This window comes from Streptomyces sp. NPDC055078, assembly GCF_053607985.1.
Window position 1 is genome coordinate 1 of the sequence record NZ_JBSGUP010000185.1, and the last position, 12,914, is coordinate 12,914.

General features: G+C 70.0%; 13 protein-coding genes. 5 read left to right on the forward strand and 8 right to left on the reverse strand.

Annotation, left to right across the window (positions count from 1 at the left end):
• Positions 1-85 precede the first annotated feature (85 nt).
• The 7 genes from ACWF94_RS17640 to ACWF94_RS17670 all read right to left on the reverse strand — a co-directional run bounded on the left by ACWF94_RS17640 (position 86) and on the right by ACWF94_RS17670 (position 7,396).
• Positions 86-694, reverse strand: coding sequence for a TetR family transcriptional regulator (locus ACWF94_RS17640; RefSeq protein ID WP_453488511.1), 609 nt, complete (start codon positions 692-694; stop codon positions 86-88).
• 8 nt (positions 695-702) lie between these two features.
• On the reverse strand, positions 703-2,283 hold the full coding sequence (locus ACWF94_RS17645) for an MFS transporter (protein ID WP_453488514.1): 1,581 nt from the start codon (positions 2,281-2,283) through the stop codon (positions 703-705).
• A 91-nt stretch (positions 2,284-2,374) separates the two neighbouring features.
• The gene (locus ACWF94_RS17650) at positions 2,375-3,022 is read right to left on the reverse strand and encodes a class I SAM-dependent methyltransferase (RefSeq protein WP_453488516.1); all 648 of its coding nucleotides are present in this window, start codon (positions 3,020-3,022) and stop codon (positions 2,375-2,377) included.
• A gap of 253 nt (positions 3,023-3,275) precedes the next feature.
• A complete protein-coding gene (locus tag ACWF94_RS17655; RefSeq protein ID WP_453488519.1) occupies positions 3,276-3,902 on the reverse strand; it encodes a hypothetical protein in 627 nt (208 codons plus the stop codon).
• Between the two features lie 2 nt (positions 3,903-3,904).
• A complete protein-coding gene (locus ACWF94_RS17660) occupies positions 3,905-6,172 on the reverse strand; it encodes a DUF6571 family protein (protein ID WP_453488521.1) in 2,268 nt (755 codons plus the stop codon).
• A gap of 23 nt (positions 6,173-6,195) precedes the next feature.
• Entirely contained in the window at positions 6,196-6,639 is a 444-nt protein-coding gene (locus tag ACWF94_RS17665) for a hypothetical protein (RefSeq protein ID WP_453488523.1), read from the reverse strand.
• Between the two features lie 262 nt (positions 6,640-6,901).
• A complete protein-coding gene (locus ACWF94_RS17670) occupies positions 6,902-7,396 on the reverse strand; it encodes a GNAT family N-acetyltransferase (protein WP_453488526.1) in 495 nt (164 codons plus the stop codon).
• A gap of 76 nt (positions 7,397-7,472) precedes the next feature.
• Here ACWF94_RS17670 and ACWF94_RS17675 point away from each other — a divergent pair, with 76 nt between their 5' ends.
• Positions 7,473-8,264, forward strand: coding sequence for an exodeoxyribonuclease III (locus ACWF94_RS17675; RefSeq protein WP_453488528.1), 792 nt, complete (start codon positions 7,473-7,475; stop codon positions 8,262-8,264).
• Positions 8,265-8,278: 14 nt separating this feature from the next.
• Here the strand turns inward: ACWF94_RS17675 and ACWF94_RS17680 are convergent, their stop codons facing one another.
• Positions 8,279-8,989: a MerR family transcriptional regulator gene (locus ACWF94_RS17680; protein ID WP_453488531.1), complete on the reverse strand. Its 711-nt coding sequence runs from the start codon at positions 8,987-8,989 to the stop codon at positions 8,279-8,281.
• A 313-nt stretch (positions 8,990-9,302) separates the two neighbouring features.
• On the opposite strand from ACWF94_RS17680, the gene ACWF94_RS17685 reads away from it, so the two are divergent.
• The 4 genes from ACWF94_RS17685 (at position 9,303) to ACWF94_RS17700 (ending at position 12,867) form a co-directional block, all read left to right on the forward strand.
• Complete coding sequence (locus ACWF94_RS17685; protein ID WP_453488534.1) at positions 9,303-10,778, forward strand: flavin-containing monooxygenase; 1,476 nt, start codon at positions 9,303-9,305, stop codon at positions 10,776-10,778.
• 8 nt (positions 10,779-10,786) lie between these two features.
• Positions 10,787-11,644 (forward strand): alpha/beta fold hydrolase, encoded by an 858-nt coding sequence (locus ACWF94_RS17690; protein WP_453488541.1) that lies wholly within the window; start codon positions 10,787-10,789, stop codon positions 11,642-11,644.
• Positions 11,641-12,567, forward strand: a complete 927-nt coding sequence (locus tag ACWF94_RS17695) for an SDR family oxidoreductase (protein WP_453488536.1) — start codon at positions 11,641-11,643, stop codon at positions 12,565-12,567. The genes ACWF94_RS17690 and ACWF94_RS17695 overlap by 4 nt, the downstream gene beginning before the upstream one ends.
• Before the next feature lie 102 nt (positions 12,568-12,669).
• Positions 12,670-12,867 (forward strand): hypothetical protein, encoded by a 198-nt coding sequence (locus tag ACWF94_RS17700; RefSeq protein ID WP_453488539.1) that lies wholly within the window; start codon positions 12,670-12,672, stop codon positions 12,865-12,867.
• Positions 12,868-12,914: the final 47 nt, after the last annotated feature.

Consider the following 12,914-nt stretch of genomic DNA (forward strand, 5'->3'; position numbering starts at 1 on the left):
GGCAGGGGCTCTTCGGCGCTGCACAGCAGCGAAGTACGGCAACTGCTCTTGGTCTCGTCAGAAGTGACGCGATCAATCCCCGAGGTCATGGCTGTTGCTGCGCCGCCTCAAGAGTTGCGAACGCCGTGTCGATGAGATCGGGCAACTCCACCTCAGTCGGTGCCGCGGCCCATTCCAGTATCGCGGTCGTGGCGACGGCGAGACTCGCGGCGACGAGCACTTTGATGCGCAGCGGATCCTTCGCGGCCTCCGCCTCGGCCTCCCGGGAAAGCGCGTGGACGATGTGCTGCTGAGTGATCGCCTGGTTCTGCCACATCCTCCCCTGGAGCGCCGGTGTCGTCAGAACGAGCCGGGTGCGGTCGAGCAGCGCCTGCCGGTCAGTCGAGTAGATCTGCGCCAGCCCGCCCCGGAGAGCGTGATGGATCCGGCGTACGAGCGGCTCATCCGCGGAACCGTCCTCGACGAGCTGCGTGATCAGGAAGTCGTAGTCGTCCTCCGCGGCCACGTGCTCCTTCGTGGGGAAGTACCGGAAGAAGGTCATCGTGGACACTCCTGCCGCCGCAGCGATTTCCTCTACTTTCGTCGCCTCGTATCCCTTCTCAAGGAACAGGCGCATCGCGTGGCTCCGCAGGGTGCGACGGGTGGCTGCCTTCTTGCGCTCCCGCCAGTCGGACGGGTTCTCTGAGCCTGTCATGGCCCGGATCATTCCACGTCGGCGAAGTCGTCCGTTCGAGCCTTCACAGCCGTTCCGCCGATGGCACCGGCCGCCCTGGCGGGCAGAAAGAAGCCGCAGAGAAGCGCACCGATCAGGACCACGACGGCGCAGCTGACCATGACGCCGGACATGGCCTCGGCGAACGCATCTCCCGCGGCGGTGCTCAACGCCCGGCCCGCCGGGCCCAGTTCGTCAGCGATGGCGGCGGCGTTCATCACCGATTCGCTCGCTGTCTCCACCGTCCCGTCCGGCAGGCGGTCCGAAGCTTCGGAGAGCCGGGCGGCGTACACGATGGACAGCATGCTTCCCAGCACTGCCACCGCCAGGGCGCCGCCGACCTGCCGCAGCGTGTTGGCCACGGCGGAGCCCGCTCCGGACTCATCGCCCACTTCCGCGGTGACCGCCTCCATCGCCGGCGCCATCGCGGCTCCCACGCCGAGGCCGCACAGGGCGAGCGCGACCGCGATCACGCCGTAGCCGCTGTCGGCCCCGATCTGGGAGAGGAGTACCAGGCCGGCGGCCAGCAGCACGAGACCTGCCACCACGGTGACCTTCGTACCGATCTTCCGGTCGACGAAGCCCGCGAGGGCGCCCGCCACCATGAGGCCACCCATGAGCGGGACGAGCCGGATGCCTGTGCCGAAGGCGTCGTTGCCGGAGACCCCTTGCAGGAACTGCGGTAGGACGAACAGCACGGCGAACAACGCGATGGAGACGACTACGGCGGCGATGGTGCCCCAGGTGAAACGGGGCTTGCGGAACAGCGCCGGATCCACGATGCGGTTCCCGGTGCGTGCCTCCCACCCGAGGAAGGCGAGGAGGAGGACGACCGAACCGCCGAGCAGGCAGATGGTGACCGTCGCCCCCCAGCCGTCCTCCGGGGCGGTGATGAAGCCCCAGACCAGGGCCACGACACTCGCGATGACCAGCATCAGCCCGACCACATCGATCGGAGGGGGTGCCGGGCTCCTGGATTCCCGTAGCAGCATCCACCCGGCCACGACGGCCACCGCGACCACGGGGACGTTGATCCAGAAGACCGATCCCCAGGAGAAGTGCTGGACCAGGAAGCCGCCGATGATGGGGCCGAGTGGCAGCCCGGCGGCGAAGGCCGTGGTGATGACCGCGATGGCCTTGGGGCGTTCGTGATCATCGAAGGTGCCGGCCACGAACGCGAGTGTCAGCGGCAGTACGACGGCGGCGCCGGCACCCAGCAGAGTGCGGGCCGCGATGAGTTCGGTGGACGACCCGGCCAGCGCGGACCACACCGAGGCGACGGTGAAGGTCCCCAGCCCGAGGAGCAGCACCTTCTTGCGGCCGTATCGGTCACCCAGGACCCCGGCCGGCAGCATCACGGCCGCGAAGGCGAGGGTGTACGAGTCCACGATCCACTGGAGCTGAGCCGTGCTCGCCCCCAGGGAGCCGGAGATGGTCGGCAGCGCGACGTTCAGGATCGTGATGTCCAGGCCCACCACCAGAAGTGCGAGACAGAGAACACTGAGGGCCCACCACCGAGCACTGTCGGGACGACGCCGGACCATCGCGCTCCTGATGTTAGTGGCCAACATGTTACAAGCTAACATCGACCCGATGGCTCTTCAAGTACCGTGCGGTTGGCGGCGGTTGGCGGCCGTTGGGGCGATGACGAGGAGGTCCCGTCTACCCCTTGCGGGCGAGCAGGTGGACCGCCTGGAACTGTCGCCGGTCGGTGGGCTGAGGTGCGCGAATCAGCCGGGCCACCTCGGCCAGCCCGGACTCGCGCAGCAGCGCGGCGAGGTGATCGGGCCACCAACGGTAGGCGAGCGCGACCTGGTGATCGAAGGACTGCGTCGGATGCGACGGGGAATCGCTGGCCGAGAAGCCGATCAGCAGGTGGCCGCCAGGGGCCAGTACGCGATGGAACTCCGCCAGGATGACGGGGAGTTCCGGCGGCGGAGTGTGGATGACGGACCAGCGGGAGAGTACGCCGCCCAGGGCGCCGTCAGCGATGTCCAGCGCGGCCATCGAGCCCGTGTCGAACCGCAGGCCCGGATATGCCTGCCGAGCCAGCCCGATCATCGCGGGAGAGGCGTCGACCCCGAACGCCGCGAGCCCCAGCTCATCCAGATGGGCGGTGACATGGCCGGGCCCGCACCCCAGGTCCGCCACCTGTGCGTCCCCACTCGCCCGTACGGCCTCGGCGAAGACACCCAGGATCGCGCGGTCCAGGGGACTGTCACGCAGCGAGTCGCGGAACAGGTCCGCGTAGGCGGAGGCGGCGGCGTCGTAGCCATCGCGGGTGGTGGTGAGGGCATCGTGTTCGACCATGCTCGCGACAGTAGTTCCCGGCGCTGCGGCGAGCCACGAGAAATACGGCCAGTGAGGCAGTGAGGCAGCGAGCCAGTGAGGCCCTGCGCCAGTGAGCCAGTGAGCCAGTGAGCCAGTGAGCCAGTGCGCCCGTGCGCGCCGGCGAGCCCGTGCGCCAGTAGCGACATCGCGGTCAGCGGCCCGGGTGCGGACAGGCCGGCGGCCGAGCCCAGTGCCCAGTGCCCAGTGCCCAAGGGTCTCCCGTAGAAGATCCTCAGAGGCTCGGGATGCCTCCCGCGCCGGGGCAGCCCATCGCGAGCGCGTGGCGGCGGGAGAGGTCCTGGAGGACGCGGATGTTCGCTTCCTTGGTGCTGTCCTCGCGGGGGCGGGACGGGTAGAGCAGCCTGGCGTGGACGATCGGCTTGCCGGCACCCGCGACCTCGCACGCGAACCACAGGTCGGCGGTCGCGTCGCCGCCCTCCGCGCGCAGCCCCACCGGGAGGTTCAGCAGGGCGACCTCCTTCGGCTGCGGAGCCGGGAGCTTCGCGACCTCCTCGTAGAGCACGGTCAGTTTCGACGGGCTCTCGTCGGGGTCGGCCACATCCGGTTCGATGAGGCAGTCGGTCTGCTCGCCACCGCCGCCACCACCCTCGCCGACGCCGGGGTCACGCAGCAGGCCCTTCAACTGGTCGGCCGTCCGGTACCAGCGGTGCTCGAAGCGCTTGGTCTCCGAGATCAGCTCCAGCGCCCGCGCGGCCTTCGGCGACAGACCCCCGCACACCTCCGTCGCCGCCACCGTCTTCTTCTGTGCCGGGTCCTGCTCCTCACCGCCGCCCCCGCACGCCACGAGCGTCAGCGCCAGCGCCAGGCCGCCCGGGACCTGCCACGCCCTTCGCCTCATCGTCATCCCTTCGCCGTGATGCGGGTGATGGCGTCCGAGCCATCGTTGTACTTGCCCTCCACACCGCTGTGTGTCTTCCGCGCCCACTCCGAACCCTCAAGGCCGTTGACCGCGATGTACGCGTCCATCGGAGTCACCGCGCGGGCCGCTCCCAGCGTCGTGAAGCTCTTCAGGTCCATGTGTTCCTTCTGGGTGAAGTCCGGGCCGTTCCGCTCCATCTCGCGGTTGAGGTCGATGCCGAACTGCGTCATACCCGCGCCGGCCACCGCACCCGCCACCGTGGGCACCGCGAACGCGGCCACGGCGGCCGCGCCGGCGGCGGCCCCGGCGAAGGGCAGCGCCACGGCACCGACCCCCACCGCCACCCCGGCCCCGACACCGAACTTCTTCCACTCGGCGGCCTCGGCGAGCTTGCGCTCCGCCTCCTTGGTGGCCTCCCCGTAGTAGGCGTGGATGTCGTTCGCCCGCGCCTGGTCGAACATGCCCTGCATCTTGGCGCCGGTCTCGATGATCTGGGCGACCTGGCCGTTCGGCTCGGGGTGCGCCCGCAGACCACTGGCCGTGTACTCCTGCTGAGCCATCGACAGGATCTTGTAGCCGTCCTCGTCGCCGCCCGCCACCGCGAGGAACGAGGCCGCCGTCGTGTCCAGCAGATCGATATGGCCGGGCCCCTTGTGGCCGAAGGCGGAGTCCCGCAGGTCCTGGCCCGTATAGGCGTTGCCGAAGTTCGATGACGCCCAGTTGAGGTCGTCGATATAGCCCGCGCCCATCTTGGCGAGGCTGTCGCCCATCCCCTTGTGGTCGTCCAGGAACTTGGGGTGGTCCCCCACGTACTTCATGACCTGCTCGGTGACGTTCGCTGTCGTGTCGTCCCGGCGCAGCCCCAGTTCCGGCTGGTCGTACGGAACACCCAGCGTCGCCGCCTCGATGGCGTGTCCCAGCTCGTCGAAGTCCTCGCTGGCTTTGTTGTTGGGCATGTCGGGCCACTTGCGCTCATCGAGCAGATACGTGAGATCCGGGTCCATGCCCTTGATCTCCTTGCCCGAGGAGTCCCAGTCCTTGGAGGCGAAGAACTGCTTGGCGGCCTCGGGGTTGTGGCCCAGGGCCTCCATGTACCCGGCCATGGGATCCAGACCGTGGTCCGTCCCCTTCCCGAAGTTCAGATACGTCTCATAGCCGTCCGGCTGCCACAGCTCCTTGGGGTCCGTGCCCTTGTGGGACTTCTCGAAGGCGATCAGGCTCTTGCCGTAGTCGCCGAGGAAGCCCTTCTCGTAGTCGCCGTTCCGCATGAGGCTGCTCATGACCTGGTAGCCGTACGGCCCCTTGGTCATGGTCCCCAGGTTCATGTCGACCATCTCGACGCGCTTGCCGCCGAGGTCGATCATCTCCTTCTTCCAGCTCTCCATCGCGGGGCTGTTCGCGTACGAGGCGGTGGCGAGGGTGTGGCCCAGACTCTTCTGGATCTTCGCCGACTCCTTCGTCATCTCGTCCCCGTACTGCGTACGGTCGGCGATCCTGGTCCAGAACTCCAGCGTCTTCTTGGGCCCGATACCGGTGGCGAACCGCTCGGCGAAGTACGGGTCGCCCTCGTGCTTCGAGAGCAGGCTGTTGATCTGCTTGATCTCGTCCAGGGTGTACGGGCGCTTGACCCCGGCCAGTTCGGTGAGGGTCTCCCGGTCCCTGTCGGCCTGCTCCCGGCCCGCCTTCGCGCCCTTGAGGCTGTTGTACGTGTTCGGGTCGAAGCCCTTCCCGCGCCCGTTGTAGTCCTGGCTCAGCGCCCAGTACAGCAGGTCGTCGGCCTCCTGGGCCGCCGTGATCTGGTTGCTGATGCTGGTCCGGTACGCCCGGATCGACTCCTGGTAGCCCTTGTTCAGGGACGCCAGATGCTCGCTCGGAGTGTCCTTCGGCGGGTCGAACCAGACCTCGCCATCGGGCTTGATCGAGAGGTACTTGTCCTTCTCGATGTCGCCCCTGATCGTCTTCAGCTTCGACTGCGCCTGGGAGAAGGTGTCGTACGCGTCGCTCAGCAGGCGGTGCACATCCTTGGCCTCGTCCGACGCGGCGCGGATCTGCTTGCCCGCGAGCGACACGTTCTCCATCGCCGCGTCGGCCGCCTCACCCTCCCAGTCGGACTCGGCGAGGCCCTTCTCGACCGTGTTCGTGTACAGCTTGTCGACCTTGGTGAACTCGCCGGGGAGCTTTCCCCACTTCGCCACGGCCTCGGAGAGCGGTGTGAGGTCGGCGCCGATGAGTGTCTTGTAGTCGAGCATGGATCCCGGGTCTCCTTGATGGCTCAGGCGAGATTGCGGTCGGAGCCCTTGCCGGACTTGTCGCCGCCCTTGCCGTGCCGGTCCTTCTCGGCCCGCTCGCGGGCGTCGAACTCGGCGGCGGCTTCCCGGAGTCCGCCCGCCACCGCGTTCTGCAACAGCCCTTCCACGTACTTCATCTGCGACTCCCAGCGCGTGGAGAAGGTCTTGAACGCGGGCGCCGAGCGGAAGCCCTTGAGCCCGCCCCCGACATCCCCGGTCTCCTTGCTCGCCGCGTTGTCGGCCTTCACGAAGTCCGTACGGACGATGTCCGCCTTGCCCGCCCGTCCGCGCAGCTCGGACGAGTCCACATGGAGGCGCTTCCCCGTTCCGCCGCCGCCTTCGGCCGGGAGCTGGTTGAGCCGCATACGCGTCGCCTGCTGCTCCACCGCGGCGGACCGTGCGGCGGCCCACTCCTCGTCGAACGTCATACGTACCCCCCCATACGTCTATACGTCGGACTTTCCGCACTCGCCCCCGACAAGTCGCCTCGGTCAAGGGGGGTGTCACGATCGTAGGTCGCGGAAGTCACCGGCCGGCCAACCGGGGTCGGTAACAGGGCGCCTCTGCGGGTTTCTCACATGCCGTGCACGACGGCTTCACGTGGCGCGGGCGGAGGCGCCGGCGCGGCGGGAAGCGGGCCGAGCGCCGGGCCGGGCCACGTCAGGACCGGTCACGGGAGGCCGGGACGCGTCAGATCAGCGGCTTGACGAAGCAGCGGCTGCTGTCGTACGCGCGGTAGTGGCCGAACTTCTTCGTGGTGAGTGTGTAGCCGCTGGAGGCGTAGAGCGCTATCGCCTCCGGCTGCTGGTCGCCGGTCTCCAGGACCATACGGGTCCGTCCGGCGGCACGGGCGTCCGCCTCCAGGGCGGCGAGGATACGGCGGGCGAGACCGAGGCCGCGCGCCTCGGCGACGACGTACATCCGCTTGAGTTCGGCGTCGCCGTCCTCGTACCCCTCGTCGTCGGCGTCCTGGCCGCGCCAGCCGCCGGAGGCGACGGGCCGGTCCCGTTCGTCGTAGGCGACGAGATACAGCCCGCGCGGCGGCCGGAACATCGACGCGTCGAGCGGTGTCCCGTCGCCCTCGCCCCCGCCCGCGCTTCCGTAGCGCTCGACGTATTCGAGCTGCACTTCGTCGTTGAGCTTGACGGCGTCGGGGTGGTCGAACGGGACCGGGCGTACATCCATACGAGTGATCGTACGACCAAACGGAATGTGGGCCGCCGGTACGGGCGTGGGATACCGGCGTGGGTAGGGTGCCGTCATGCTCACCGTGACCACCGTGAATGTGAATGGCCTGCGCGCCGCCGCCAGAAAGGGCTATGCGGAGTGGCTGGCCGGCACCGACGCCGATGTGATCTGCCTCCAGGAGGTACGGGCCGAGCCGGAGCAGCTCCCGGCCGCGGTGCGGGAGCCGGAGGGCTGGCACACGGTGTACGCGCCCGCCGCGGCGAAGGGGCGGGCGGGGGTCTCGCTCTGGACGCGGCGGGAGCCGGACGAGGTGCGGATCGGGTTCGGGTCGCGGGAGTTCGACGGCGGCGGGCGCTATGTGGAGGCCGATCTGCCGGGCGTCACGGTCGCCAGCCTGTATCTGCCGTCCGGTGAGGTGGGGACGGAACGGCAGGACGAGAAGTTCCGGTTCATGGCTGAGTTCCTGCCGTATCTGCGCGAGCTGAAGGCGCGCTCGGCCGCCGCGGGCCGTGAGGTCGTCGTCTGCGGCGACTGGAACATCGCCCACCAGGAGGCGGACCTCAAGAACTGGCGCGGGAACAGGAAGAACTCCGGTTTTCTGCCGGAGGAGCGGGAGTGGCTGTCCCTGGTCTTCGCGGAGTACACGGATGTCGTCCGGGCGCTGCACCCGGAGCAGGAGGGGCCGTACACCTGGTGGTCGTACCGGGGCCGGGCCTTCGACATCGACACAGGCTGGCGGATCGACTACCAGGTCGCGACCCCCGGGCTGGCCGAGCGCACGGTGAAGACGTGGGTGGAGCGGGCGGCGACACACACCGAGCGGTGGAGCGATCACGCTCCGGTGACGGCGGTCTACGAGATCTGACGCCCGGGTCCTTACTACGGCGTCCCCGGTCCTGCCGGTCCTGCCGGTCCTGCCGGTCCCGCCGGTCCCGTCGGCCCCTCCGGTCCGCCCTCGCGCAGCCGTCGGTCCAGCGCCATCGACAGCTCGGCGTCCACCACGCTCTTCGCCAGTGGGCGCAGCCGCTCCGGGTCGCCCTCAGGGGTGTGCTCGCGCAGGATCTCCACGAACAGGTCGGCGAGCGCGTCCGCGTGGGTGCGGACGCGGCGGCCGGCGTCCAGGACGGCGGAAAGCGGGACCCCTTCCCGTACGAGTGCAGCCGACGCGTCGAGCAGCCGGCGGCTGGTGTGGACGATCTCGTCGCCGTCGGTCGCGAGATAGCCGAGGTCGAGGGCGGTCGCGAGGTTCTCGGGGGTGACCTCGCCCCTGAAGTGGTCGGCCAGCTCCTCGGGGGTGAGGCGGACGGGGGTCTCCTCGGTGGGCTCGCCGAGGCCGAGCACCTCGCCGACATCCCGGCCGCTCGCGAACGCCGTGGCGAGATCGGCGATGCCGTTCAGGGTGTGGCCGCGCTCCAGCAGGGCGGCGATGGTGCGCAGCCGGGCCAGATGGTGGTCGTCGTACCAGGCGATGCGCCCCTCGCGGCGCGGCGGCGGGAGCAGTCCGCGCTCGCGGTAGAAGCGCAGGGTGCGCACCGTGATCCCGGCCTCCCGGGCCAGTTCCTCCGTGCGGTACTCGCGTCCGTCTGCCACCTGGAAAGCCTATGGTGTACCGCCGTTGTACCGCCGGTAACTTCGCGGGCGCCGACCTCTACCGCCCGGTAGGCAGGCTGCCTTACCCTCCCAACTGTGCCAGTGATTGCTGGCATGGTTGCGGCGTGCGTTGTTCGTTGTTCGTTGTTCGTTGTGCGGCAGGGTTCGTTCAGGGTTCGGTCAGTGTTCAGTGGGAGGCGGCATGAGCCGGCGGAAACAAGAGCACCAGCGGGAACAGCAGCAGGAACAGCAGCGGGAACACCGGCAGGAACACCAGCAGGAACACCAGCGGGAACACCGGCACCATGTCCGGGTGGCGGTCATCGGATCCGGGTTCGGAGGTCTCGGAGCCGCGGTACGGCTGCGCCGCGAGGGGATCACCGACTTCGTCGTCCTGGAGCGGGCCGGCTCGGTCGGCGGCACCTGGCGCGACAACAGCTATCCGGGGTGCGCCTGCGATGTGCCATCCCACCTCTACTCGTTCTCGTTCGCGCCCAACCCCGACTGGCCGCGCACCTTCTCCGGCCATGAGCACATCCGGGCCTATCTGGAGCACCTCACCGACACCTTCGGGCTCCGTCCACACCTCCGCCTCCACCACGACGTACGGATGATGACCTGGGACAACGACGAACTGCGCTGGACCATCGAGACCACCAACGGCACCTACACCGCCGATGTCGTGGTCTCCGCGACCGGCCCGCTCGCCGACCCGAAGATCCCCGACATCCCCGGGCTCGCGGGCTTCCCCGGCAAGGTGTTCCACTCCGCCCGCTGGGACCACGGCCACGATCTGCGCGGGCAGCGGGTCGCGGTGATCGGGACCGGTGCGTCCGCGATCCAGATCGTGCCCGAGATCCAGCCCGTGGCCGCCAGGCTGACGCTCTTCCAGCGCACCCCGCCCTGGGTGATGCCCAAGCTGGACCGGCGCATCAGCGACGCCGAGCGCTGGCTGCACCGGCGGCTGCCCTTCACCGGGGCCGCCCGGCGCGGACTGCTGTGGGGGGTCAGGGAACTCCAGGTCTCCGCCTTCACCAAGCGGCCGAACCGGCTCGGGCTGATCGAGTCGCTGGCCAGGGCGAACATCGCCAGAGCGGTCAGGGACCCGGCGCTGCGGGCGAAGCTGACCCCGTCGTACCGCATCGGCTGCAAACGCATTCTGCTGTCGAGCGACTACTACCCGGCCATCGTCCGGCCCAATGTGGAGGTCGTGACCTCCGGGCTCGCGGAGGTGCGCGGTTCGACGCTGATCGGGGCCGGGGGCAGTGAGACCGAGGCCGATGTGATCGTCTTCGGTACGGGGTTCCATGTGACGGACATGCCGATCACCGAACGCGTCGTCGGCGCGGACGGGATCACGCTCGCCGAGGCGTGGAAGGACGGCATGCGGTCGCTGCGCGGCGCCACCGCCGCCGGGTTCCCCAACTGGATGACGATCATCGGCCCCAACACCGGGCTCGGGAACTCCTCGATGATCCTGATGATCGAGTCCCAGCTGAACTATCTCGCCGACTATCTGCGCCACCTCGGCATCCTCGAAACCCTCGGCGGGCGGACCGCGCTCGCCGTCCGCCCGGCCGCCGTCGACGCGTGGAACGAGCGGGTGCAGGAGCGGATGCGACGGACCGTGTGGAACACCGGCGGCTGTACGAGCTGGTATCTGGACGCCAACGGCCGCAACACCACCGTCTGGCCGGGCACCACCGCCGCATTCCGCCGGGCGACCCGGGAAGTGGATCTCGCGGAGTACGACATCGTCCGCGCCCCGGTGCGGGAGGGCGTCCGGTGAGCCGCACCATGACCGTGCTCTCGGCCGACGGTTCGCGCATACACACCGAGGTGTACGGGGACGAGGAGGCGCCCGCCGTCGTCCTGGCCCACGGCTGGACCTGCTCCACCCGGTTCTGGGCCGCGCAGATACGGGAGCTGGCGGCCGACTGCCGGGTCGTCGTCTACGACCAGCGCGGCCACGGCCGCACCGCCCCGGCCCGCGTCGGCACCTCCGTACTCGCCGACGATCTGGAAGCGGTGCTCTCGGCCGTACTGGCACCGGGTGAGCGGGCCGTGCTCGCCGGGCACTCCATGGGCGGGATGACGCTGCTGGCGGCGGCCGGGCGGCCCGCGTTCGCGGAGCACGCGGCGGCGGTGCTGCTGTGCAGTACGGGCAGTTCGCGGCTGATCGAGGAGTCACGGGTGCTGCCGCTGCGGCGCGGACCGCTGCGGACCCGCCTCACCCGGTCCCTCCTCGGCTCGCAGGTGCCGCTCGGCCCGGTGACACCGCTGTCCCGGCGGATTCTCCGGTACGCCACCATGGGCCCCCGTTCCTCACGGGACGCGGTGGCGCGGTGTGCGCGGATCGTCCACGCCTGCCCCCGGACCTCCCGGGTGATGTGGTCGCGGGTGCTCGCGGAGCTGGATCTCGACGCGGTCGTACGGGAACTGCGGGTGCCCGCGGTCGTGGTGGCGGGCACGGCGGACCGGCTGACCCCGATGGTGCACGCCCGGCGGATCGCCTCGACCCTGCCCGAGTGCCTGGAACTGGTGGAGGTGGCCGGGGCGGGGCATATGACGCCCGTGGAGGCCCCGGAGACCGTCACCGCCAAGATCCGTGAGCTGGTCGGTACGTATGTGGGCGCAAGGGAGGAGGCCGCGTGAGCGGGACGAATCTGGACGGACGGGTCGCCGTGGTCACGGGTGCGGCCCGTGGCGTGGGCGAACTCCTCGCCCGCAAGCTCTCCGCGCGTGGCGCCCGGGTGGCGCTGGTGGGTCTTGAGGCGGACGAGCTGAAGCGGGTCTCCACCCGGCTGCACACCGAAAGCGACTGGTGGTACGCCGATGTGACGGACCATGAGGCGATGCGGCGGGTTGCCGCCGAGGTCGGGGAACGTTTCGGCAGGGTCGATGTCGTCGTGGCGAACGCGGGGGTCGCGCTGGGCGGGCCGTTCGCCGACTCGGACCCCGCCGCCTGGCGCCGGGTGATCGAGGTCAATCTGATCGGCAGCGCGGTCACCGGCCGGGCGTTCCTGCCCGCACTCACCGAGAGCCGGGGGTACTTCCTCCAGATCGCCTCCCTCGCGGCGATCGCCCCCGCGCCGATGATGACGGCGTACTGCGCCTCCAAGTCGGGCGCCGAGGCGTTCGCCCACAGCCTGCGGGCCGAGGTGCGGCACCGGGGCGTCCGGGTCGGGGTCGCGTATCTGTCCTGGACGGACACCGACATGGTGCGCGGGGCCGACCGCGACGAGGTGATGCGGGAGCTGCGGCAGCGGCTGCCGTGGCCGTCGAACCGCACCTATCCGCTCGGTCCGGCCGTCGACCGCGTCGTCGCGGGGATCGAACGGCGCTCGGCGCATGTGTACGCGCAGTGGTGGCTGCGCGGCACCCAGTCCGTACGGGGGTTCCTGCCCGCCCTGATCGCGGTGCAGGGATCCCGGGAGGTGCGCCGTGTCGGGGCACGGCTGGGGAAAGTGGGGAAGGGGCTCCTGGGGGCGGGCGGGGCGGCTGACCAGGCCGTGCGTGCGCGGCGTTCGGGCGCGGAAGGGGCAGCTGACCAGCCCTTGCGTACGCAGCGTAATTGACCGACATGCGATGTATGTCCATGCGTGCCACGCTGGTCGAGGCCCCCGGGAGTACGCGGGGGCACCCCCCCCACACACACATCCCCCTAGGAGTGAACCCGCATGGGCATCAAGGACCAGTTCGAGGAGAAGGCGCAGGAGCTGCGGAACAGGGCGAAGGAGGAGGGCCGGGAGCGCGGCCAGCAGCGGCCGGCCCGTCCGCAGCGCCGCCCGGAGTCCCCGCAGTCTCCCCAGCCCCCCGAGTCCCCCGCCCGCCGCAGGCCGGACGACCGCCGCCGCACCCCGGACCCGGCGGCCTGACCCCCTCTCCGGCCCCGCCCGGCTCCGGCCCGGCTCCGGCCGGGCCC

Coding starts and splice junctions, on each gene's coding strand:
- ACWF94_RS17645 (WP_453488514.1), bottom strand. CDS start 2,283: ATGTTGGCCACTAACATCAGGAGCGCGATGGTCCGGCGTCGTCCCGAC.
- ACWF94_RS17690 (WP_453488541.1), top strand. CDS start 10,787: ATGACCGTGCTCTCGGCCGACGGTTCGCGCATACACACCGAGGTGTAC.
- ACWF94_RS17675 (WP_453488528.1), top strand. CDS start 7,473: ATGCTCACCGTGACCACCGTGAATGTGAATGGCCTGCGCGCCGCCGCC.
- ACWF94_RS17650 (WP_453488516.1), bottom strand. CDS start 3,022: ATGGTCGAACACGATGCCCTCACCACCACCCGCGATGGCTACGACGCC.
- ACWF94_RS17700 (WP_453488539.1), top strand. CDS start 12,670: ATGGGCATCAAGGACCAGTTCGAGGAGAAGGCGCAGGAGCTGCGGAAC.
- ACWF94_RS17670 (WP_453488526.1), bottom strand. CDS start 7,396: ATGGATGTACGCCCGGTCCCGTTCGACCACCCCGACGCCGTCAAGCTC.
- ACWF94_RS17655 (WP_453488519.1), bottom strand. CDS start 3,902: ATGAGGCGAAGGGCGTGGCAGGTCCCGGGCGGCCTGGCGCTGGCGCTG.
- ACWF94_RS17660 (WP_453488521.1), bottom strand. CDS start 6,172: ATGCTCGACTACAAGACACTCATCGGCGCCGACCTCACACCGCTCTCC.
- ACWF94_RS17640 (WP_453488511.1), bottom strand. CDS start 694: ATGACAGGCTCAGAGAACCCGTCCGACTGGCGGGAGCGCAAGAAGGCA.
- ACWF94_RS17665 (WP_453488523.1), bottom strand. CDS start 6,639: ATGACGTTCGACGAGGAGTGGGCCGCCGCACGGTCCGCCGCGGTGGAG.